At 71.7% G+C, this 22,074-nt stretch carries 13 protein-coding genes and 1 pseudogene; 7 read left to right on the top strand and 7 right to left on the bottom strand.

Annotated features, from left to right (window positions below):
* Positions 1-107 precede the first annotated feature (107 nt).
* On the top strand, positions 108-5,042 hold the full coding sequence (locus tag WMF26_RS23580) for an Lhr family helicase (protein ID WP_438002121.1): 4,935 nt from the start codon (positions 108-110) through the stop codon (positions 5,040-5,042).
* A gap of 155 nt (positions 5,043-5,197) precedes the next feature.
* Here the strand turns inward: WMF26_RS23580 and WMF26_RS23575 are convergent, their stop codons facing one another.
* Complete coding sequence (locus tag WMF26_RS23575) at positions 5,198-5,494, bottom strand: KGG domain-containing protein (protein ID WP_061622275.1); 297 nt, start codon at positions 5,492-5,494, stop codon at positions 5,198-5,200.
* A gap of 721 nt (positions 5,495-6,215) precedes the next feature.
* On the opposite strand from WMF26_RS23575, the gene WMF26_RS23570 reads away from it, so the two are divergent.
* Both WMF26_RS23570 and WMF26_RS23565 read left to right on the top strand, forming a co-directional pair.
* The gene (locus WMF26_RS23570; RefSeq protein ID WP_438002120.1) at positions 6,216-7,550 is read left to right on the top strand and encodes a hypothetical protein; all 1,335 of its coding nucleotides are present in this window, start codon (positions 6,216-6,218) and stop codon (positions 7,548-7,550) included.
* 278 nt (positions 7,551-7,828) lie between these two features.
* Positions 7,829-8,101 carry a hypothetical protein gene (locus tag WMF26_RS23565; protein ID WP_061622273.1) on the top strand — a complete coding sequence of 91 codons (273 nt, stop codon included), beginning with the start codon at positions 7,829-7,831 and terminating at the stop codon, positions 8,099-8,101.
* Positions 8,102-8,214: 113 nt separating this feature from the next.
* Here WMF26_RS23565 and WMF26_RS23560 read toward each other — a convergent pair whose 3' ends face one another.
* Positions 8,215-8,853: a response regulator gene (locus WMF26_RS23560; protein WP_061622272.1), complete on the bottom strand. Its 639-nt coding sequence runs from the start codon at positions 8,851-8,853 to the stop codon at positions 8,215-8,217.
* Between the two features lie 364 nt (positions 8,854-9,217).
* On the opposite strand from WMF26_RS23560, the gene WMF26_RS23555 reads away from it, so the two are divergent.
* Positions 9,218-10,138: an LpxL/LpxP family acyltransferase gene (locus tag WMF26_RS23555; protein ID WP_438002119.1), complete on the top strand. Its 921-nt coding sequence runs from the start codon at positions 9,218-9,220 to the stop codon at positions 10,136-10,138.
* 174 nt (positions 10,139-10,312) lie between these two features.
* Here WMF26_RS23555 and WMF26_RS23550 read toward each other — a convergent pair whose 3' ends face one another.
* The 3 genes from WMF26_RS23550 to WMF26_RS23540 all read right to left on the bottom strand — a co-directional run bounded on the left by WMF26_RS23550 (position 10,313) and on the right by WMF26_RS23540 (position 14,225).
* Positions 10,313-11,065, bottom strand: a complete 753-nt coding sequence (locus tag WMF26_RS23550; protein ID WP_437948364.1) for an ABC transporter ATP-binding protein — start codon at positions 11,063-11,065, stop codon at positions 10,313-10,315.
* Between the two features lie 43 nt (positions 11,066-11,108).
* Complete coding sequence (locus WMF26_RS23545) at positions 11,109-12,710, bottom strand: hypothetical protein (RefSeq protein WP_437948363.1); 1,602 nt, start codon at positions 12,708-12,710, stop codon at positions 11,109-11,111.
* A gap of 270 nt (positions 12,711-12,980) precedes the next feature.
* Entirely contained in the window at positions 12,981-14,225 is a 1,245-nt protein-coding gene (locus WMF26_RS23540) for an alpha/beta fold hydrolase (protein WP_438002118.1), read from the bottom strand.
* A 93-nt stretch (positions 14,226-14,318) separates the two neighbouring features.
* On the opposite strand from WMF26_RS23540, the gene WMF26_RS23535 reads away from it, so the two are divergent.
* Positions 14,319-14,555 (top strand): addiction module protein, encoded by a 237-nt coding sequence (locus WMF26_RS23535; RefSeq protein ID WP_438002117.1) that lies wholly within the window; start codon positions 14,319-14,321, stop codon positions 14,553-14,555.
* Positions 14,552-14,860, top strand: a complete 309-nt coding sequence (locus WMF26_RS23530; protein ID WP_438002116.1) for a type II toxin-antitoxin system RelE/ParE family toxin — start codon at positions 14,552-14,554, stop codon at positions 14,858-14,860. Before WMF26_RS23535 ends, WMF26_RS23530 begins: the two co-directional genes overlap by 4 nt.
* 148 nt (positions 14,861-15,008) lie before the next feature.
* Here the strand turns inward: WMF26_RS23530 and WMF26_RS23525 are convergent, their stop codons facing one another.
* Entirely contained in the window at positions 15,009-16,022 is a 1,014-nt protein-coding gene (locus WMF26_RS23525) for a tetratricopeptide repeat protein (protein ID WP_438002115.1), read from the bottom strand.
* Between the two features lie 755 nt (positions 16,023-16,777).
* Here WMF26_RS23525 and WMF26_RS23520 point away from each other — a divergent pair.
* Positions 16,778-17,758: pseudogene (locus WMF26_RS23520) on the top strand (IS110 family transposase); the annotation flags it as partial.
* A 250-nt stretch (positions 17,759-18,008) separates the two neighbouring features.
* On the opposite strand, the gene WMF26_RS23515 reads toward WMF26_RS23520, so the two are convergent.
* Positions 18,009-21,755 (bottom strand): metallophosphoesterase, encoded by a 3,747-nt coding sequence (locus WMF26_RS23515; protein ID WP_438002114.1) that lies wholly within the window; start codon positions 21,753-21,755, stop codon positions 18,009-18,011.
* Positions 21,756-22,074: the final 319 nt, after the last annotated feature.

Raw genomic sequence — 22,074 nt, 5'->3', positions numbered from 1 at the left:
TTGCATCGCCCGCAGCCGCCCGCTCAACACGGGGCCGCATGAAGTCAGGCGCGACGATGCGCCGCGCCCAGCTGCCAGCTGGCTTCACGCGCCGCGCAACGCCGCCGATGGCCAAGAAACGCTCCTCCACGCCCGATCCGCTCGCCCGCTTCCACCCCGCCACCCAGGCGTGGTTCCGCGGAGCGTTCTCCGCGCCCACCCCCGCCCAGGCCCTGGGCTTCCCTCCCATCCTCGACGGCGCCTCCACCCTGCTGCTCGCCCCGACCGGCTCCGGCAAGACGCTCGCCGCCTTCCTCGCCGCCATCGACCGCCTCATGGCCTCGCCCGAGCCGGATGCCGCCGAGCGCTGCCGCGTCGTCTACGTATCGCCCCTCAAGGCGCTCGCCATCGACGTCGAACGCAACCTGCGCGCGCCGCTCGCCGGCATCGCCGCCGCGGCCGAGCGCCTCGGCCTGCCGTACCGGGTCCCCCAGGTCGGCGTGCGCTCCGGCGACACCGCGCCCGAGGACCGCGCCCGGCTCGCCAAGAAGCCGCCGGACATCCTCATCACCACCCCGGAGTCGCTCTACCTCCTCCTCACCGCCAACGCGCGCGACCGGCTGCGCGCCGTCGAGACCGTCATCATCGACGAGATCCACGCGCTCGTCGCGACCAAGCGCGGCGCGCACCTGGCCCTGTCCCTCGAGCGCCTCGAGGCGCTCCGATCGGCGCCCGCGCCCATGCAGCGCATCGGACTGTCCGCCACCCAGCGGCCGCTCGACGAGGTCGCGCGGCTGCTCGGCGGCGGCGAGATCGACGGCGCCGGCGCGGGCGCCCGCTTCGCGCCGCGGCCGGTGACCATCGTCGACGCGAGCGCCCCCAAGGCGCTGGAGCTCCGCATCGAGGTGCCCGTCGAGGACATGACCAAGCTCGCCGAGGCCGCGCGCGCCGGCGAGGGCCCGCTCAAGGGGCCGGCCGAGCCGGCGCAGCGCTCGATCTGGCCGAGCATCCACCCGCGCCTCGTCGAGCTCGTCCGCGCCCACCGCACCACGATGATCTTCGTGAACAGCCGGCGCCTCGCCGAGCGCCTCGCCGCGGCCCTCAACGACACCGCGGGCGCCGAGATCGCGCTCGCCCACCACGGCTCGATCGCCCGCGAGCAGCGCCAGCAGATCGAGGAGCGGCTCAAGGCCGGCCTCCTGCCGTGCATCGTCGCGACCTCGTCGCTCGAGCTCGGCCTCGACCTCGGCGCCGTCGACCTCGTCATCCAGCTCGAGGCGCCGCCCTCGGTCGCCGCCGGGCTCCAGCGCGTCGGCCGCGCCGGGCACGAGGTCGGCGGCACGTCGCGCGGCGTCGTCTTCCCCAAGCACCGCGGCGACCTGCTCGCGTGCGCCGCGGCCGCGTCCCGCATGCGCGAAGGCAAGGTCGAGGCGACCCTCTACCCGCGGAACCCGCTCGACGTCCTCGCCCAGCAGATCGTCGCCATCGCCTCGATGGACACCCTCCACGTCGACGCGCTCTTCGCGCTCGTGCGCAAGGCCGCGCCCTTCGCCGACCTGCCCCGCGCGAGCTTCGAGGGCGTGCTCGACATGCTCTCCGGCCGCTACCCGTCCGACGAGTTCGCCGAGCTCCGCCCCCGCATCGTCTGGGACCGCGTGGGCGGCGCCGTGCGCGCCCGCAAGGGCGCGAAGCGCCTCGCCGTCGTCAACGCCGGCACCATCCCCGACCGCGGCCTCTACGGCGTCTTCCTCGATTCCGGCGGCGACGCGGCGCGGCCCGGCCGGCGCGTCGGCGAGCTCGACGAGGAGATGGTCTTCGAGGCCCGCGAAGGCGAGGTCTTCCTCCTCGGCGCCTCCTCGTGGCGCATCACCGACATCACCCACGACCGCGTCCTCGTCGTCCCCGCGCCGGGCGAGCCGGGCAAGATGCCGTTCTGGCGCGGCGACCAGGCCGGGCGCAACGCGGAGCTCGGCGCCTCCATCGGCGCCCTCGCGCGCCGCCTCGCCTCGCTGCCCGACGGCGACGCCGAGCGCGCGCTCGAAGGCGAGCACGGCCTCGACGAGCGCGCGGCGCGGAACCTCGTCCGGTACGTGCGCGACCAGGCTGCGGCCACGGGCGAGGTCCCGAGCGACCGCGCCGTCGTCCTGGAGCGGTTCGTCGACGAGGTCGGCGACTACCGCATCTGCCTCCTCTCGCCGTTCGGCGGCCGCGTGCACGCCCCGCTGTCGACCTGCATCGCCGAGAAATGCCGCCTCGAGCTCGGCCTCGCCGTCGACACCGTGTGGACCGACGACGGCATCGTCCTCCGGCTGCCCGAGTCCGAGTCGCCCCCCGACGCGAAGCAGCTCCTGCCGCAGGCCGACGAGGTCGAGGATCTGCTCGTCCGCGGCCTCGGCGACACCGCCCTCTTCGCCTCGCGCTTCCGCGAGTGCGCCGGCAGGGCGCTGCTCCTGCCGCGCAAGTTCCCCGGCAAGCGCTCGCCGCTCTGGGCCCAGCGCAAGCGCGCCGCGGACCTGCTCGCCGTCGCGTCGCGCTACGGCTCGTTCCCGATCCTGCTCGAGACCTACCGGGAGTGCCTGCGCGACGTCTTCGACCTCACGGCGCTCGAGGACCTCCTGCGCCAGATCGCCGCGCGCAAGGTCCGCGTCCTCACGGTCGACGTCCGCGCGCCCTCGCCGTTCGCGGCCACGCTGCTCTTCGCGTACGCCGGCAACTTCATCTACGAGGGCGACCTGCCGCTCGCCGAGCGGCGGGCGCAGGTGCTCGCCATCGACCACGCCCGCCTGCGCGAGCTGCTCGGCGAGGCCGAGCTGCGCGAGCTGTTCGACGCGGACGCCGTGCTGGCCCTCGAGGCGTCGCTCCAGCGCCTCGACGGCCGCGCGCCGCTCAAGCACGAGGACCAGGCGCACGATCTCCTGCTCTCGCTCGGCGACCTCACGCGCGACGAGATCGCCCGGCGCGCGGCGGGCCCCGACGAGCCGCCCGAGGCGGCCGGCGAGCGCGCCGCCGCCTGGATCGACGAGCTCCTCCGCGACCGGCGCGCCATCGAGGTCCAGCTCGGCGGCGAGCGCCGCATCGCCGCCGCCGAGGACGCGGGCCGGCTGCGCGACGCGCTCGGCGTGGTGCCGCCGCCGGGCCTCCCGATCGCGTTCCTCGAGCCGGCCGCCGACCCGCTCGGCGAGCTCGTTGCCCGCTACGCGCGCACGCACGGCCCCTTCCGCGCCGACGACGTGGCCCGGCGCTTCGGCCTCGGGCCCGCGCCGGTCCTGGCCGCGCTCGCGCGGCTCGCGGACCGGGGCCGCGTGGTCGAGGGCGAGTTCCTCCCCGGCGGCCGCGGCCGGGAGTTCTGCGACGCCGAGGTGCTGCGCTCGCTGAAGCGCCGCTCGCTCGCGCGGCTGCGCGCCGAGGTCGAGCCGGTCCCGCCCGAGGCCTACGCGCGCTTCCTCGCCGACTGGCACAACCTGCACCGCCGCCGCCGTGGCCTCGACGGCCTGCTCGCGGCGCTCGAGCAGCTCCAGGGCGCGCCGCTCTCGGCCTCCGCCCTCGAGGCCGAGATCCTGCCCGCCCGCGTCGAGGGCTACCGCCCCGGCGATCTCGACGCGCTCTGCGCGGCCGGCGAGGTGCTCTGGCGCGGCGTCGAGCCGGTCGGCGACGGCGACGGCCGCGTCGCGCTCTACCTCGCCGAGGCCTATCCGTACCTCGCCCCGCCGCCCGGCCGCGCCGAGGGCCCGCTGGCCGAGGGCATCCGCGCCGCGCTCGCCCGCCGCGGCGCGCTCTTCTTCTCCGATCTCTCCCGCGAGACGGGCGCCTTCGGCGCCGATCTGCTCGCGGCGCTCTGGGATCTCGTGTGGGCCGGCGAGGTCACGAACGACACGCTCGCCCCGCTGCGCGCCCTCGGCCGCGAGTCGCGCTCGAGCGGCCGGCGCCGCGACCGCGACCGCCCCGCGCCGGGCCGCGGCCTCTCCGGCCTGCGGGCGCGCCGGATCGGCCCGCCGGGCAGCGAAGGTCGCTGGTCGCTGCTGTCGTTCCCCGGCGCGTCCGTCGGCTCCGGCGCGCCTGCCGGCGCCCCCGGCGCGCCGGCAGGCCCGCCCGGCGCGCCCGCTGCCCCCGGCGAGACCGAGCGCCGCGCGGCGCTCGCCCGCGCGCTGCTCGAGCGCCACGGGGTGCTCACGCGCGAGGCGGCGGCGGTCGAGGGGCTCGCGGGCGGCTTCTCGGCCGTGTACGACGTGCTGCGCGCGATGGAGGAGGCCGGTCAGGCGCGGCGCGGCTACTTCGTGGCCGGGCTCGGCGCCGCGCAGTTCGCGGTGCCCGGGGCCGACGATCGGCTCCGGGCCTGCCGCGAGCCGTCCGACGATCCGCGCACGCTCGTCCTCGCGGCCACGGATCCGGCGAGCCCCTGGGGCGCCGCCGTCCGCTGGCCCGAGCTGGCCGCGCGCGAAGGTGGCGCGCCCGAAGTCGCGGTCCGCGGCCCGGTCCGCCCGCAGCGGGCCGCCGGCGCCCTCGTGATCCTCCACGACGGCCGGCTGCTCGCGTGGATGGGCCGCACCGAGCGGAGCCTCACCACGTTCCTGCCCGAGGCCGAGCCGGAGCGCGGCGCGGCGATCCACGCCATCGCGTCGGCGCTCGCGGGGCTCGTCGCCGAGGGGCGGCGGCGCGCGGTGCTCGTGGCCACGATCGACGGCGAGCCGGCGCACAGCTCCCCGCTTTCGCGCGCGCTGGCCGAGGTGGGCTTCACCTCCGGGTCGCACGGGTACCTCAAGCGCGCGCCCACGGCCGAGCGAGGGCCGTGGCGGCCGCGGCAGGCGCCCTCGAACGCGCCCGACTGGGCCCGCCGCGCGGCGGCGGCGGGGCTCGACGCGCCCGAGGACGAGGTCGACGGCTTCAAGCCGCCGCCCGGGCTGCGCTCGTGGCCGGCCGGGCCTCAGGCCGGCGGATGGCGGATGGCGCCCGCCAGCGCGGCCGAGGCCGGCGCGCGCGCGGCCGACGGCGGCGCGCTGGACGACGGCGACCTCGATCTCGACGACTTCGACGACGGTGCGGGGATGGACGACGGCCCCGAGTGACGGTCGCGCGCATCACCGCGCGCGCTGTCCGCCGGGCGTGATTGCCAAAAAGGACCGCCGAGCAACCGGGAAGGGACGGACCCTTCGTGGTTCCTCGGCGGCTCTTCGTGGTCCTTGCGGCGCTGGAGGGATCTCGAGCGGCGCGCTGGGACGGCTCAGCCCTGCTGCGGCTGCTCGTCGGCCTTCATCTGCTGGCTCGCGACGCGGTTCCTTCGGTTCCCGTTCCCCTGGCTGCGCGCCTCGGCGCCCTTGCGCCCGATCTCGGCCATGTGCTCGCGGTTCTGGCTGACGGCCTCGCCGCCCTTGCGGCCCGCTGCGCGCGCCTCCTCGGACGTGAACTCGTGCGCGGTGCCCTTCTCGTGCGCCGCCTTGCCGCCCTGGCTCGCGATCAGGCGCTGTTGCTCCGCGTTCATCGCCGCGAAGCCACGCTTGGTCTCGGTGCTCTGTCCCATGATCACTCCTCGCATTGATTGCAACGTGAACGTCACTCGACGACCGTGACTACCTGCTGCGTAGCCACATCGCACCGGCGTTGCCGGCCACGCTGGACGGTGCTGCAACGCGGGTGCCATGCGCGAGCGCTCGGACGAAACCGACGAAGCGTCGAGGCCGGACAACCGGTGACCACCCGGGCAACACGCGCATCCACCGACGGGGCGATGCGGCAAACTGCCTCACTGTGCGTGCGGACGTGCGTAGGCGCCCCAACTGGCGCGGGCTCAGCCGCCGCGCCCCTCGGAATGACGCATCGCGCATTCTGATTTTCTCATTGCAATTCTCCGATGGTCTGTCTCGGCTCATCGGCACGAGCCGGCGAGAGGACCTATCACCCACATGAGATCTCCAGGGAGCTCCGTGCCCGCTTAGGGCATCTCCCGAGCACGGCGGCGACGAGAGCGAGAAATCCAGCGTGTTCGCGCGCCTCACCGGCGCGCGCGCTTCCGTCGAATGGTTCTTGTGATGCTGTTTATTTTTATCGATATGGTTCTGTCTCGCTCGGCCACGAAGGTCCTTGACACGTGTGTGTCGCGGGAGGGGAGGCGGCGCTGGTGCGTCGCGTCTTGACATCGCGAGGCCGCTGCCGCTTTTGTTGCGCTGCATCATCATTTCGGCGCCTGCGGCCCGCGGAGGGTCGTCGCGGGCAGCCGGGGTGGCGTGCAGGAGATCCTCACGATGGCGCTTTCGATCCCGGGGGCTCGGCTCGACGACGGCCGGCTCATCTCACCGATGACGACATCCTCGCCCCGCGGCGCGCGCGGCCGTGCTCCGGGCGCTGTGCGCGGCGCGGGCCTCCTCGCGCTGCCCCTCTCGCTCCTCGCCGGGTGCGGCGGGTCCACCGGCGCGGCGCCCGCGGAGGCGCCTGCGCCGGGCCCCGAGCCCGCGGCGCAGGCGCCTTTCGATCTCGAGAAGGCGCTCGCCCGCGAGGCCGGCGACCTCCCTGTCCGCGAGGTCCGCGCCGCGGACTGGTCGGCGCGCGCGTTCGGGGCAGGGGAGCCGAAGATCGAGCCGAAGGAGAAGCTCGTCGCCATCACCATCCCCCTCGGCACGGACAGCGCCGTCGAGTGCTTCGTCTACAACACGATGCTCGACTCGGGAGAGGTGATAAGGAACTTCATCGAGCTCCTCGATCCCGCCAAGGTGGAGGTCTCCCGCGTCGTGCCCTGGGAGGTCAGCGTGCACCGGGAGAGCCCCGCGGTGTTCGTGCAGGCCCTCTATCTCGCCCCCACCGCCGCCGGGAAGGCGGCCGGCCTGCTCAAGATCGCGCTGCACGCGGACCGGGCGCACCCCATCGCCTGCCTGCACGACGAGGTCGGGTATGTCCGCACGTTCGAGCGGCTCGCCAAGGGGATCTTCGACTCCTTCGACGCGAAGAGCGCTGCGCCGAAGTCCGAGTACACGGACACGTTGATCCTGCGCATCGACAAGGCCCCTGTCGGCTTCGAGACCAGCGATCTGTTCAAGGACGAGGGCGGCCAGCGCCGATGGCTCTCGCGCTCGGCCACCCTCCTGCCGCGAGACCCGAAGTCCCTGGAGATCGAGGACGACGCCTCGAACGTGCTCATCGACGCCCAGGGCCGGATCAAGGGAGGCGTCTGGATCGAATCGTCGGCGGGCAAGGTGAACCACCGGATCGAGCTGTCGCAGAAGGCGAACCATCAATACGAGTACTCGGGAGAGGTCGAGGGCAAGAAGGTCCAGGGGACGTTCACCCCCTCGGCCAAGGCGTGGCTCGCCTCGCCGGTCGCCACCGCCTCCGAGCTCTCCCGGCTCCTCAAGAAGAAGGGCTCGTTCGACTTCAAGCAGCAGGAGTATGCGCCCTCCGTCGATCCGACCAAGCCCGTCGACGTCCAGTACGCCCGCGACGCGTCGGGCTCGGTCACGGTCTCGCTCGGGCCCATGCGCCTCGTGGGCAGCCTCGCGCCGGACGGCCGTCCGGAGGCGTTCGAGCTCTCGTCCGGTCCCCCCAGGCTGACGCTCCAGCGCGCCTACACGCGGGGCAAGCTGTAACCGTCCTCCGCCGCGCCGCGGCGGCTCGCTGGCCCGCCGCCCGGCGAGCGCGCTCGTCCGCGCGCGTCGAGAGCGTCTTTCCTGCGAGGCCCGCCTGCGGATGGCGGCCGCCTGAACACATCGTGGCCTGGCGTTCCCTGAGGGCACGTACGTGGGTATCGGGCGCAGGATGAGCAGAGTCCGGAGGGCCCGTCCTCCAACGGGCGAGCGGTATTTCAGCATCAAAAATCGTCACCGAAAATTGGGCACTCCATGGGGACGCTTCTTAGGGTGCTCTCATGGACAAGAAAATTTTAGCCGCAACTCTCCTGCAGGCGCTTGCCGTTGCCCAGCGCGAAGGACGCGTCGAGACCCTCGAGACGCTCGTCGAGAAGCTGCGCGTTCGCCGCCGGGACATCCGCGGCACGCTGACGGTCCTCCATCGCCAGGGCATGGTCGACGTGCTCCGCATGCGGCTCACGCTCTCGGGATTCGCCATCGGCTCGGCGCTGATCGGAAAGACGCTGCCGGCGCTCAGGGCCGCTCCGCGGGCCGCCACCGCGGCGGCGTAGCCGCGGCGGCGTAGCCGCGGCGGCGTAGCCGCGGCCCAGGTCGCCGCCGCGGCGCGTCGCGCGGGCCGCGAGCGAGCGTCCGGCGCTCGCCGGGAGCTCGCCCTCGATGGGGGCTACGCCTCGACGAGGCCCGATCGCACCGCGAGGCGGGTCAGGTCGGCCACGCTGTGGGTCGCCACCTTCGCGCAGAGGCGTGCCCGGTGGGTCTCGACCGTCTTCACGCTGATCGAGAGCTGCGCGGCGACCTCCTTGGCCGAGCGGCCCATCGCGAGCAGGCGGAGCACCTGCCGTTCGCGGTCGCTCAGCGCGGCCACCATGTCTCCCTGGGCGGCGGCGTCGCGGCGCTGGAGCGCGCGCACCATCGCCGCGCTCACGTCGGGCGACACGACCGTGCGTCCCCGGGCCACGGTGCGCAGCGCCTCCGTGAGATCGGCGAGCCGGCTCTGCTTGGACAGGTACCCGTCCGCGCCGGCCCGCATGGCCTCGGCCACCCGGAACTCGTCCCGGTGCATCGAGAGCACGATGACGCGGAGCTCCGCGATGTTCTTGAGCTCCCGGATGAGCTCGACGCCGCTGCGGTCGGCGAGGCCGAGCTCGACGATCGCCACCTGACAGCGGCGGCTCTGCTGCGCCCGGAGCGCCTCCTGCCCGCTTCCGGCTTGAACGACCTCGCTCACCCCTGGCTGCGATGCGAGCGCGTGCGCGAGCGCCTCCCGAACGACGTTCTGGTCATCGACGAGCAGGATATTCATATCGAATCCCCCCTTGCCAAAGGGCCTTGTAACAGAATGCTTTGTGCTCCATGAACCTGTTTTCTACGTAAGGGAGCGCCTGGAGAGCGCGATGTCATGTCTGAGAGCCGCGCGCGGCTCCTCGCGCAATCGCCTTGGACGAGCGAGGAGGTCAATCGGGCGCGGCGGTCGATGTCGCCTGGAACGTCGTCGCTCGGGCGTGGGCGCACCGGCCCTCGCAACCTCGTCCGGGAGCGCGGCGTCGCGCGAGCCCCGGGCGGCCTTGTCGGCCGCGGCGCCGGCTGCTCCGGTCGAGTCATGGCGGTGCGGCTCTGGGTCGATGCCTCTCCCTCGCCCGTTATGTTTGCGGTAGATAGGCGGCCCCATGCCTGGTCTGCGCGGCGCGCTCCTCTCCCGTTTACGACCTGATTCGGCCTTCTGGCGTCGCGCCCTCACCGCGGGCGTCACGCGCGGGCCGGAGCCCTGGGTGCGCCACAGCCCTCCGGTCTTCGGGGTGCTCTTCGCGGCCGCGCTCCCCGAGCTGCGCCGCCGCGTCGAGGAGAACCTGCGCCGGGTGCGCGGGCCGAGGTCGCGCGTCGCCGACGTGCTCGACAGCGCCGCGGTGTTCGCCACCTACGGCAGCTGCATCACCGAGGCGCTGCTGCTCGCGAGCGGCCGCGGTTACACGGTCGAGCGGCGATCCCGGGGTGTCGAGCATTACCACGCGTGTGCTGCGGCTGGCCGGGGTGTCCTCATCGTCACGGCGCACACGGGTGGCTGGGACATCGCCGGCCAGATCCTGGGCGTGGTGCACCCTGGGGGTGTCATGCTGGCGATGCAGCGCGAACGGGACGCCGAGGCGCGCGCCATCCAGGACGCGGCGCGGCAGCGCGATGGCGTCCAGGTGGTGCACATCGGCGACGGGCCGCTGGACGCGCTGCCGCTGCTCAAGCACCTGCAGCGCGGCGGCGTCGTCGCGATGCAGCTCGATCGCGTGCCGCCCGGGATGCGCAGCCGGGAGGTCACCTTCCTCGGCGCCCGCTGGCGCGCGCCGGAGGGGCCGATCGCGCTGGCCGCGCTGAGCGGCGCGCCGATCCTGCCGGTGTTCACGCATCGCCTGGGGTTCCTCGAGTACGAGGCGGTCGTGGCGCCGCCGATCTGGCTCCCCCGCCGTCCGACCGAGGAGGAGCGGGACCGCGCGGCGGCCGAGATGATGGCCGCGATGGAGCGCTTCATCCGGGCCCACCCCACGCAGTGGTTCCACTTCACCGGCGAAGGCCCCGTCGCCCCGGCGGAGAGCGGCTAGCCGCGTGATGGGGGGTGAAGCCCCCGAGGCGCGATGTGCGAAGCCCCGTCCCCGCTCATCCGTCTTCAAACCAGCGTCGATGACCCGTTTCAATCATCGTAAAAGCCACGCTGGCAGGCCTCGCGATCTGGAACCTCGTTCAGACGATCATAGGTGAATGGCCAAGAGACACCATTAGAGCGGCCCCTCGGTCAGCCCGTGGACGAACTGCCGCACGCGCGGATCGTCGCTCGCCTTCGCCTCCTCGGTGGTGCCGTCGAAGATGAGCCTCCCGCGGTACAGCATCCCCACCCGGTCCGTGACCGTGAGCAGCCGATCGAGGTCGCTCGAGACCATCACCACGGTCGCGTTCATCGCCCGCTGCTCCGCGCGCAGCAGATCGAAGATCCGCTGCGACGTCACCGGATCCAGCCCCGCCGCCGGCTCGTCGTAGAGGACGATCTCCCCCCGCGCGATCGTCGCCCGGGCCACGCCGACGCGCTTCTTCTGGCCGCCCGACAGCCCCGCCGGCGTCCGCTCCTCGAACCCCGCGAGCGACACCGCCCGGAGCCGCTCCGCGACGCGCTCCTCGATCTCCTCCTCGCTCAGGTCGTAGAGCCGGCGCAGCGGGAACGCGATGTTCTCCCCCACGGTCATGTAGTCGAACAGCGCGTTGTTCTGGAACAGCATCCCGAACTTGAGCCGGAATGTCTGCAGCTCCAGCTCGCTCAGCGCGTGCACGTCCTTGCCGTCGACGATCACGCGCCCCCGATCCGGCCGCAGGAGCCCGGTGATCATCTTGAGCAGCACGCTCTTGCCCGACGCGCCCGGGCCGATGAGGCCGTACAGGCAGCCGGCGGGCACGTCGAGGTCGACGCCCCGGAGGACGGGCATGCCCCCGAAGCTCTTCGTCAGCTGCTCGATCTGGATCATCGGTCGCGTGGACACGGCCGCCGCGGAGGGGGGCGTGCGCCCCCGCATCCTACCCCGGTTACTTCGAGGAGAACGTCGTCCGGGCCACATCGAGCCGCGGATGGGACGGGAACGACATCCCGCGGATCTGCCCGGCGATGCACGACGCGATGCCCGGGTTCGACGGGCTGGTCGTGACGGTGACGCCCACCGCGCGGCCGTTCTGCACGGCGGCGCAGACGTTCACGTCCATGGTCGACGGCACGCCGCACGCGTTCAGGTACGTGCCGCGGTTGAGCACGTTGCCGTAGGCGCCCGCCGTGAGATCGGCCGGACCGTTGTTGCCCAGCTTGTACTCCTCGACGTAGCGCGCCTGCGCCGCCTCACAGCTCATGCCGCCGCCGAGCGTCGGGTAGCTGCCGCCGCCGCTCGGCCGCGCCCCGCCGCCGGCGCGCGCCGCCTTCGTGCTGCCGAGGCCCGCGTCGACCTCGATCGCGACGCGGTCGGTCGCGCCCTGGACGGCGAGCTCGTGCTCCTTGTGGCTGCGCTCGCGGTACCACCAGCCCGCGCCCGCGGCGAGGATCACGCCCATCAGCGCCATCCCGAGCAGCGCCTTGTACTGCGTGCCCTGCTTCTCGGCCGTCACCACGGCGTCGAGCGCGCGCTTCTCCTGCACGATGTCCCGGTTCAGCTTCGCCTGCTCGGCGAACGGCGCGAACTCCTCCCAGTCCTGGATCGCGCGCTCGTCCCCGGAGAACGTGTCGCGCAGGACCTGGTCGCCCGTGAAGGAGCCGGACGCGATCTGCTGGAGCAGCTCCACGGACGAGAACGGCCCGTGGTCCATGCCGTCCTTGATGACGACGTACCGCGGCCGCGGATCGGACTCGAGCGCGGCCTTGAGATCCGCGAGCTTGCGCGTCGGATCGTCGCCGCGCAGGCGCGGCGGCTGGTGGACCGGGATCGCGACCGCGAACGGCCCATCCCCGGTCACCGCCTGGATCTTCGGCAGGGATGGCGCGGACGGGACGCGCGGCTCCTCGGGGTGGCCGTTCGGCGGCATCATGGAGAGGTTGATGTCGACCTCGAAGTCGCCGTCGCCGTCGAGGTGCGACGTATCGGCGCTCGGCGGCTGCTCCGAGGCGGCCGGGGCGATCTGGTAGAGCGCCTGCGCGAGGGCGGCGAGGTCCGCCGGGCGGTGGCTCGGATCGGCCACGAGCGACTTGCCGAGCACGGTTTCCAGCGCGGGCGGCAGGTCGGGGACCACGTCGGCCGGGCGCCGCATCCCTGGGCCCACGCTGCTGTTCGTGAGCAGCTCGTAGAGGATGGCCCCGATCGCGAAGACGCTCGCGCGCGCGTCGCCTTCGCTGCCCTTGCGCTCCTCGGGCGCGAGGCACGCGCGGTCGCGCGGCAGGAGGGGCGCGGTGTGCGCGAGCTCCTCGATGAGCTGGAGCGCGCCGCCCGCGCCGTAGCCGAGGGACGAGGGGTGAACGAACATGGTCCGCCCCTGCGCGTGCAGCTCGTGGAGCTGCGTGCAGAGCGGCACGACGAGGCCGATGGCCTCGCGGACGTCGAAGCGGCGACCGGTCGCGCGGCGCGACTCCATCTCGGCGCGGAGCGTGCCGGGGGGGACGGACATCCCGACCGGCAAGGGGGTGAGGATGGACTGGACCTGAGCAGACATCGGGGAGCAACACTACGACAACACGCCGGCTCCGCTCAACGCCGCACCGCAACGTTGCAGTGTCGACGTGCAGAAGAGCCCGGCGCGCACGTGGGATGAGCAGTGAGAGCGTGCGCTTACGGCGTCAGCGTTCGAGTGTGCGGATTCGGCGCCGATCAGCGTCCTTGAGCGCGCGTTTGCATGCGTTGAGCGCGCGGCGGCGCCAGTCAGCGAGCCTTTGCGTCGAGCGGCGTGCGGGTGCGCTGGCCAGCGCGCGTTGGCGTCCGCCGGTCAGCGTCCGGCGGCGCCCGTCTGTGTCGCGGGGCGCTCGGCGGTCGGGGTGTCCGCGCCGATCGCCAGGACGTGGCCCGCGAAGAAGCGGAGCAGATCGGCCTCGCGCGATTTCGGCCAGCGCGCGTGGTTGATGGCGCCCTTCTTGGCGGAGCAGCGGTTCCTGAGCGCGCAGTGGGGCTCGTCCCTGCTGGCCTCGTCGAGGCGCAGGAACGCGGTCTGCGCGGAGGCCGCGTCGCGCGCGCGCAGCCACCTTTCGACCGACTCGCACGAGAACATGTCGTCGCAGGCGCGGTAGATCGCCATCGCGGGCGGCGGGGGCCCGGGGCACGCCCACTCGGCGGGCGGGGCGTCGCTGCCGAAGGTGGCGAACGCCGCGACGCGGTCCGCGCGCATCATGGCGTACGTCGCCGCCATGTGGCCGCCGTAGGAGGCGCCGAGCGCGTAGATGCGCCGCCGGTCCACGAGCTTCTTCTCGAGCAGCTGGTCGACGAAGGCGTCGACGGTCGCGACGTCGACGTTGTCCTCGCCGGTGAACTCGACGTCGAACGGCGCGATCGGCGTGTACGTCTTCGTGCCGCGCTCGCGCTCGGCCTGGCTCGGCGTCTTGAAGGCGCGGCCCTGGGGGGCGAGCACGATGAAGCCCGTGTGGGCGGGGTCGCCGGTCAGGTTCCACGTGGCGCCGAGCTTGCGGAGGCCGGTCTCCTTGTCGACGCTCGTCGGGTTGTCGCCGTCGGCGTGGAAGAAGACGATGAGCGGCAGCGGCGCGCGCGTCTCCACGCCGCTCGGCGCGATCACGCAGGCGTAGCGGGGCGATCCCTCGGCGTCGCGCGTCTCCAGCACCTGGGCGCCGCGGCAGGGCGGCCTGCCGAGGGTCTTGCGGAGCTCGCGCCCCGGGCGCCCCTGCTCGGCGACGCAGCTCCCTTCGCTGGGCGGCCTCGCCGCGGGCGGCTTCTGCGGCGTCGCGGCCGCGCTCGCCGGACCGGCGCCGCGGGCGCCGGCGTCCTGTCGCGCCGTCGGCTGCGGCTGCCCGCCGTCGGCCGCGGCTGCGCCGGCGTCCCGCTCGAAGACGCCGAGCAGGTCGCCGCCGTCGACGCTGGAGGAGGGCGTGGAGCACGCCGAGCACGCCGCCGCGAGACACGCCGCGGCGCTGGCGAGCGCGGCGGCGAGCGCGGCGCCGAGGCGCCGGGGAGGGGCCGGCGCCGAGGTGCGCCGGGCGCGGGGGCCAGGTCGAGGTCGAGGCACGGGCGCACTGTAGTACTGCTGCCGTGCTGATCTAGCCCGGCGTGGCTCGACAGGTCGATCCGGGGCGCAAGCCGAGCTACGCTGGACATGGCCATGGCTCATCCGACCCAGGACATCCTCGCTGCCGCGCTGTCCCTTCCCGAAGGAGAGCGCCTCAGGCTCGCGTCCGAGCTGCTCGCCAGCGTCGAGGAGCCGTACGACGACGCCTGGAGCGCCGCGTGGCTCGAGGAGCTCGAGCGCAGGGAGCAGGCGGTGCGCGATGGCGAGAGCGGGGGGGAGGCGTGGGACGCGGTTCGGGCGCGGGTGCTCGCGCGACTGGGTGCTCGTTGACCCGACCGATCATCGTTCGCGTCGATGCGCAGGCTGAGCTGGACGAGGCTGCGGGCTGGTATGAGCGGCGCCGTCCTGGGCTCGGGATCGAGTTCGTGATGGGCATCGACGCGGCCGTCGCCGCCATCGCCGAGGCGCCCGAGTCATGGCCTCAATGGCAGGCTGGTTATCCCTATCGAAAGTATGTCCTGCGCCGTTTCCCTTTCGTCGTGTTCTTCACGGCAGAAGGCGCTGGTATCCAGATCGTCGCCTTCGCTCACGCGAAGCGGCGGCCGGGGTACTGGATGCGACGCTCGAACCAGTGAGCGGTCCTCGGTCACCACCCGCCCGCAATCTGATCGGCGGTTGTCCGGCTGGGACGAGGCGGCCATCCGAGAGCTGCGCGAGAGCTCCCCAGAAACCGACAAAAGTCGCGTGCGGACGCCCCGGAGGCGTTCCGGCCTGGCAGCGGGCTCAGCGCGGAAGACCGTGGCGTTGCTGGATCCAGCGGATCTGGTCGGCCTCCGGGATGCGTAGGCCGACTGCGGCGGCGTAGGCACGCCTTAGGAGGTCGGCGGCATCGCCTCGGTCGCCCGGGGCGTTGCGGGCGAGGAGGTTGAGCGCAACGTTGACGCGCGCGATGAGGATGTCCCGAGTGGCGCCGAGCCGCTCAACGACAGGAAGCTGTTCTTCTCGTCGTATGCGGAGCGCCTCGTCGAGCTGGCCTCGCGCCTGGAAGATGTCGGCGATCCTGCCCATGGTCACGGAGCGCTCGCGCATGTCTCCGAGTTGCTCGAAGATGGGAAGCTGTTCTTGTCGTACGCGGAGCGCCTCGTCGAGCTGACCTCGCGCCTGGAAGATGTCGGCGATCTGGCTCATGGTCACGGCGCGCAGGCGCACGTCTCCGAGCCGTTCGTAAACAGGAAGCTGTTCTTGTCGTATGCGGAGCGCCTCGTCGAGCTGGCCTTGCGTCTGGAAGATGTCGGCGATGCTGCCCATGGTTACGGCACGCTCGCGCACGTCTCCGAGCCGTTCGTAAACAGGAAGCTGCTCTTCCTGCCGTATACGCAGCGCCTCGTCGAGCTGACCTCGCGCCTCGAAGAGGTCGGCGAGCTTGCCCAAGGTCACGGCCCATGAGCGCATGTCGCCGAGCTGCTCGAAGATGGGAAGCTGTTCTTGTCGTATGCGGAGCGCATCATCGAGCTGGCCTCGCGCCTCGAAGACGTCGGCGAGCTTGCTCACGGTCATGGCGCGCGAGCGCACGTCGCCGAGCCGTTCGTAGACGGGAAGCTCTTCTTCTTGTCGTATGCGGAGCGCCTCGTCGAGCTGGCCTCGGGCCTGGAAGATGTCGGCGAGCTTGCCCACGGTCACGGCGCGCGCGTGCACGTCGCCGAGTCGTTCATAGACGGGAAGCTCTTCTTCTTGTCGTATGCGGAGCGCCTCGTCGAGCTGGCCTCGCGTCTGGAGGACGTCGGCGATCCTGCCCACGGTCACGGCGCGTAGGCGCACGTCGCCGAGCCGTTCGTAAACAGGAAGCTGTTCTTGTCGTACCGGTTATGAACGTGGTGTGACCGCCGCCCTGCATTCGCTCTCGATACGTCGGTGTGCAGCAGCGGCTGTGCCGGCAACGAGCGTCGCGCGAGTGGAATCGCAGCGGCTCCGGTGGTCGCGAAGACGGAAGAGCGCGAGCGCGCGGCAAGCAGGCTGCGCCGGCTGGAGGCAGCGTCTGCCGCGCGCCGGCGTCCGTCGGCCGAGGCGCGCCGGTGAGCTGAGTGATGAGCAAGCGCTCGGAGCGGCGCGCCTCGGCCGCCGGACGCCCCGATCAAGAGGTGAGGCGAGCAGGGATTGGCAGGAAGCGAGCGCGTTGCGGGACGCACGCCAGTGCCCAGCTCATGCATCAAGGAGGTTGCAAAAATTTCGTCCCATGCTGGCCTTCCTCGCACCGGGCATGGGACGGGGTGAGACGCTGTCTCCCCAGAAAGTGCGGTGCGAGGGGGTCGTTCACCCCGGGGTCGGTCGCTTTCGCATATGGGCCATGAGCCCGCTGTCGTATGTGACCGCCCCACCGGCCCACCCGGTTGAGCCTCGAGCTCGGATAGGTAGGTGCCGTACGACCCGTTTTTCCGTCGGCGTGGTGGCCAGTCGACCGCGAAGGTCAACCACCTCGCCGGGTCCTCATCGAAGGACTCGCTCGCCTGGGCACCCGGGCAGCACGACCCTCCTCGCACCGCTGGAGAGAGCGTATGGACTATGTCGGCCTGGATGTCCACAAGGATGCGGTCGAAGCGGCCGTGATCGACGAGGCAGGCAAGCTGCGCCGTCGCGTCCGCTTCCCTTGCACCCGCGAGGAGCTCGTGCGGTTCGCCAAGCGCTACCTGGGCCCGAACGCCCGTGCGGCGCTGGAGGCGACGAGCCACACCTGGAGCATCGTGGAGGTGCTCCGCCCGCTCGCGGCCGAGATCGTCGTCTCCAATCCGCTGCGCACGCGGGCGATTGCCGACGCGAAGGTCAAGACCGACAAGGTCGACGCGCTGGTGCTGGCGCAGCTGCTGCGCGCCGACTACCTGCCGCGGGTGTGGCAGCCCGATCAGGCGACGCAAGGACGGCGCCGGCTGACCAACCGTCGAGCGTCGCTCGTGGCCGACAGGACGCGGGTGAAGAATCGCATTCACGCCGTCTTGCACCAGCGTCTGATCCGCCCGATGGTCAACGAGCTGTTCGGAACGAAGGGACGCGCCTGGCTGGAGACGCTGGAGCTGGATGGCGCAGGTCGCGCCGCGCTCGACAGCGAGCTGCGGCTGCTCGGGCAGCTGGAGTCGGAGCTTTCGCGGCTCGACGAGGAGCTGGCCGTCGACGGGTACGACGAGCCGCGCGTGCGGCTCTTGATGACGCTGCCGGGCGTGGACGTGGCGGTGGCGCAAACGCTCTTGGCGGCGCTCGGAGACATCCAGCGCTTTCGCTCGCCCGACCACGCCGCGAGCTACCTCGGGCTGGTGCCCTCGACCTATCAGTCGGGCGATCCCGAACACGTCTACCACGGGCGCATCACCAAGCAGGGCAAGGGGCAGGCGCGCTGGATGCTGGTGCAAGCCGCGCAGCACGTCGGCAACCACCCAGGACCGCTCGGCAACTTCTTTCGACGGCTCGCCAAGCGCAAGAACCGCAACGTGGCTGTGGTGGCCACCGCGCGCAAGCTGGTGACCATCGCCTACCACATGCTCAAGAACAACGAGCCGTATCGCTATGCGGTGCCGCGCTCGACCGACACCAAGCTGGCCCGGATGCGCGTGAAGGCGACCGGCGAGCGGCGCCGGACCGGGCTGCCGAAGGGGCAGCCGCGCCCCAAGGCGTACGGCTCGGGCGTGCGCACCCGCACCGTGCCCGCGCTCGATACGATCTACGAGCGCGAGGGGCTGCCGCCGATCGCGCCGCTGGCCGACGGCGAGCTGCGGATGCTGCGCCAGCAGAAGGTGCTCAAGCACGTCGCGCAGACCAGCCGCCCTCAGCGGCTGCCTCGTCGCGCAGCGGCCCCCGCGCGGCCCGAAGCTGCTGGGGCGTCCGCCTCGTCTCTGCGGTCCGCCCGGCCGGCATCCGCCCGGCAAGCGCCAGCGACGACGCGACGGGCCAAGTCCACGCAGGCCCCTTCTCCCGGCCGGAGATCGACGTGAATCGTTGTCCCGAGCTTGACACGTTCATAGGTATGCGGAGCGCCTCGTCGAGCTGGCCTCGCACCTCGAAGATGTCGGCGATCCTGTCCATGGTTACGGCGCGCGAGTGCACGTCGCCGAGCCGTTCGTAGACGGGAAGCTCTTCTTCTTGTCGTATGCGGAGCGCCTCGTCGAGCTGGCCTCGCACCTCGAAGATGTCGGCGATCCTGCCCATGGTTACGGCGCGCGAGTGCACGTCGCCGAGCCGTTCGTAGACGGGAAGCTGTTCTTCCTGACGTATGCGGAGCGCCTCGTCGAGCTGGCCTCGCGCTTGGAAGATGTCGGCGATCTGGCCCATGGTTACGGCGCGCGAGTGCACGTCGCCGAGCCGTTCGTAGACGGGAAGCTGTTCTTCCTGACGTATGCGGAGCGCCTCGTCGAGCTGGCCTCGCGCCTGGAGGATATTGGCGATTTGGCCCATGGTCACGGCGCGAAGGCGCACGTCGCCGAGCCGTTCGTAGACAGGAAGCTCTTCTTCTTGTCGTATGCGGAGCGCCTCGTCGAGTTGGCCTCGCACCTCGAAGATGTCGGCGATCTTGCCCACGGTCAAGGCGCGCTCGCGCACGTCGCCAAGCCGCTTGTAGACGGGAAGCTGTTCTTGTCGTATGCGGAGCGCCTCGTCGAGTTGGCCTCGCGCCTGGAAGATGTCGGCGATCTGGCCCATGGTCACGGCGTGCGAGCGCACGTCGCCAAGCCGCTCGAAGACTGCAAGTTGTTCTACTTGTCGTATGCGGAGCGCCTCGTCGAGCCGGCCTCGCGCCTGGAGGATATTGGCGATTTGGCCCATGGTCACGGCACGCTCGCGCACGTCGCCGAGCCGCTCGAAGACGGGAAGCTGTTCTTCCTGACGTATGCGCAGCGCCTCGTGGAGCTGACCTCGCGCCTGGAAGATGTCGGCGATCCTGCCAATGATCACGGCGCGCGAGCGCACGTCGCCGAGCTGCTCGAAGACGGGAAGCTGTTCTTCCTGACGTATGCGGAGCGCCTCGTCGAGCTGGCCTCGCGCCTCGAAAATGTCGGCACGACAGCCCACGGCGAGCGCGGCTTCCCGCTCGTCCCCCCTGGCTCGGTCCACAGCCAGTTTCTGCTCTGCAGCATCTAAAGCGCTGTCCATGGCGCCCATGTTTCGAGCCACGTTTGCCAGCGTCCAGAGCAGGCCGGACCGTTCCTTCGGGTCAGTCCTCTCTCCGAGCCCCCGCGCGCAGAACTCCATCCACACGTGGAACGGGCCATTCAGCATTGCATACAGCGACCCTGCACGCTCGACCCGCGCCACATCCTCCCCGCTCACCCGTTCGAGCCATGCCGAAAGCGTCCCCGCTTCGCGTGTCACCTCCTTCCATGGCTGTTCCGCCTTCGCCCGCAACCGTTCCACGAACCATTCCGTCATTCGAGCCAGCACCGCGGCCTCATCCGCGCCCCATCGTAGCCACTCCGCGAGCAACGGGTGGATGCGCCAGGCATCGTCCTCCCGCTCCTCCGCTGGCATCACGAGGGACAGCTTTCCCGCGGTGTTCATCAACCGGGCGAAACCCACTGCGGAGAGCCCGGCGAGCGCCTCACCGAGGCTTCGCCCGAACCCGCCGAGCGGCGCGTGCCCGAGCGCGCGCAGCCCCGCGAGGAGCGCGTCCGCGTCAGCCCCGAGCTGTCTGCCGAGCAACACCAGCGAGAGCGAGAACGTCCGGTGGAGGTTCGCCCGCTGTGACTCTTTCTGGAGCAGCCTGTCGTCCGGGTGGTTTGGGTCGAGATCGAACCCGCTACGCCGCAGCTCCTCAAGGAACGTCCCCGCATCATATCCGCCCTCGCGCAGGTACCCGGCGGCGAGGTGCAGCGCCAGCGGCAAGCGTCCAAGCTCCCGCACGAGACGCCGGAGCTCTTCCCTCTTCCCCCGCACCCGCTCGGGCGGAAGCTCGGCCTCGAGCTGCTCCAGCGCCGTCGGCTCGTCGAACTCCGCTACCGGGACGCGCACCCAGCCGGCACCGTTTCCGAGCCCCTTGTAGCGGCCTGTCACGATCATCGGGCAATCCCGCAACCACCTCGCGAGCCACACGACCGCGCCCGCCGCAGCCTCGCTGTCGACGTTCTCCACGCGGAGGAGCGTCAGCGGCACACGCAGCCGGTCGCGCACGCGCGCAGCCATCTCCTCCGGCGGCGCGCGCAGGGACAGCTGATCCGCGATGTCCCCGAGCAACGCGGTCGAGAGTGGCTCTGCCGCACGGCCCTCTTCCGGCTGGAGCGCGACGAGAACCGCCCCGCCCGGGAAACCGCTGGCCCGCTCGAACCGGAACTGCTCCGCGAGGTACGACTTGCCCACGCCCGGCATCCCCTGTACCGCGCAAATGGCTGCGGGCTTGCGCTCGCCCGCGCTGGGCAGGAGCGCCTCGGCGATGCGCTGCAACTCCTCTCTCCGCCCGACGAAGACGCGGCCACGCGTGGAAGGAGGGGGTGGAGGCTCGGACGGTGGGCGCACCATCCAGGTGAGGCGGCCGATAGGCGCCTCTGCGTACAAGCTTCCATCATCGAACCAGAAGCCCGCCTGGCGATCGGAGAACCCACGCAGCCGCACGTCGTAGCGCTTCGGCCTTCCCGCTGCGTCCAGCGTCACGTCGAAGAGGTGGCAGGCGTTCCGCCAGGTATTTCCGAGGCTCCCCTCGTAGAGGCACCCGGCCGCGACCTGCCGCAATATCTGCCCGGGGCCCACCCACGCGGCGAGCTCTTCGCGATGCAGGTGCCCGCGCAGGACCAGATCCACGTGCTCGGCGAGCAGGTCGCGGCAACTGTCGGCGTCGCCGAGATCCGTGAGCGGATGGTGCATGAGCGCTAGGCGGAAGCCCGGCAGGGGCTTGCCGTGCTCGTCCGTGGCGAGGCGCGCCACCTGACCCTCGGTGAGCAGGAGGTTGCCGCTGTCCGCGTTGTCGCCGCAGAGCCACGCCGAGTCGAGACCGATGACCTGCACGTCGAACGGTAAGCCAGGCACGCGCACGCGGTAGCCGAGGCGTCCGTGCGGCGAGCGATCCGGCAAGAGGGCCTCGCGCCCGATGGACGACAACCACGTACGGAAGGCGGCTCCTCGCTCGAGTACCTGCTCGCGCCACTTGTCCCGCAGGCCCCGGGGCGCCTTGCCGCCCTGGAGCCAGCGCGACCTCTCGATCGCAGGTACGTCGAACAGCAGGGAGCGCAGCTTCTTCCACGCAGCCCGGTTCGTCCTGCGATGGATGTCGTGGTTCCCTGGTACCACGAAGAACCGCTCTTTCGGCACGTGGAGCCGCCCGAGCGTCGCCTCCACGAACTCCGTCGCTGGCCCGTACTCCTCCGAGGTTCCGTGGTCGGCGACATCTCCGGTGAAGCAGACGAGATCGATCGGGATCCCATCCTTCACGAGGTCGTCGAGATTTCTCTCCCACGCCTCGCCGAGCACGCGCCGCCTGCGCCATGCCTCCGTTTCGCGCGGTCCGCGCACGTGGAGATCCGAGATGTGCAGGACTCGCAACCTGTGCTCGCGCTCTTTGGCCATGCTCCCTCTGCCGAGGGTATCAGGCCGCGGCGTCGCCTTCAGGGAAATCCCTCAGCGATGCCGCCTCCGCACTGCCCAGTGCGTCGACTATCGGGCTCGGCGCAGGACTGCGAAGCAACGCCAGCTGCAGGCAGCGGTCTTCGCCGACTCGCCCCCATCGAACTTAGATTGAACGTCCTCAGGGAGCAGCTGCTGCCCTTCTCAGGCAAAGGGGGTTGAGGTCCCGGGTCTGCCAGGAAAACGAGCCGTAGCCGCGCTCGGCGCGAGTTGGAATGTGGCAGGCGCCCCCTGGCGGCGTATCGACGTAAGTTGTCTTACT

This window comes from Sorangium sp. So ce185, assembly GCF_051526825.1.
Lineage (GTDB): Bacteria > Myxococcota_A > Polyangia > Polyangiales > Polyangiaceae > Sorangium > Sorangium cellulosum_D.
This window is presented reverse-complemented; position numbering and strand designations above follow the sequence as displayed.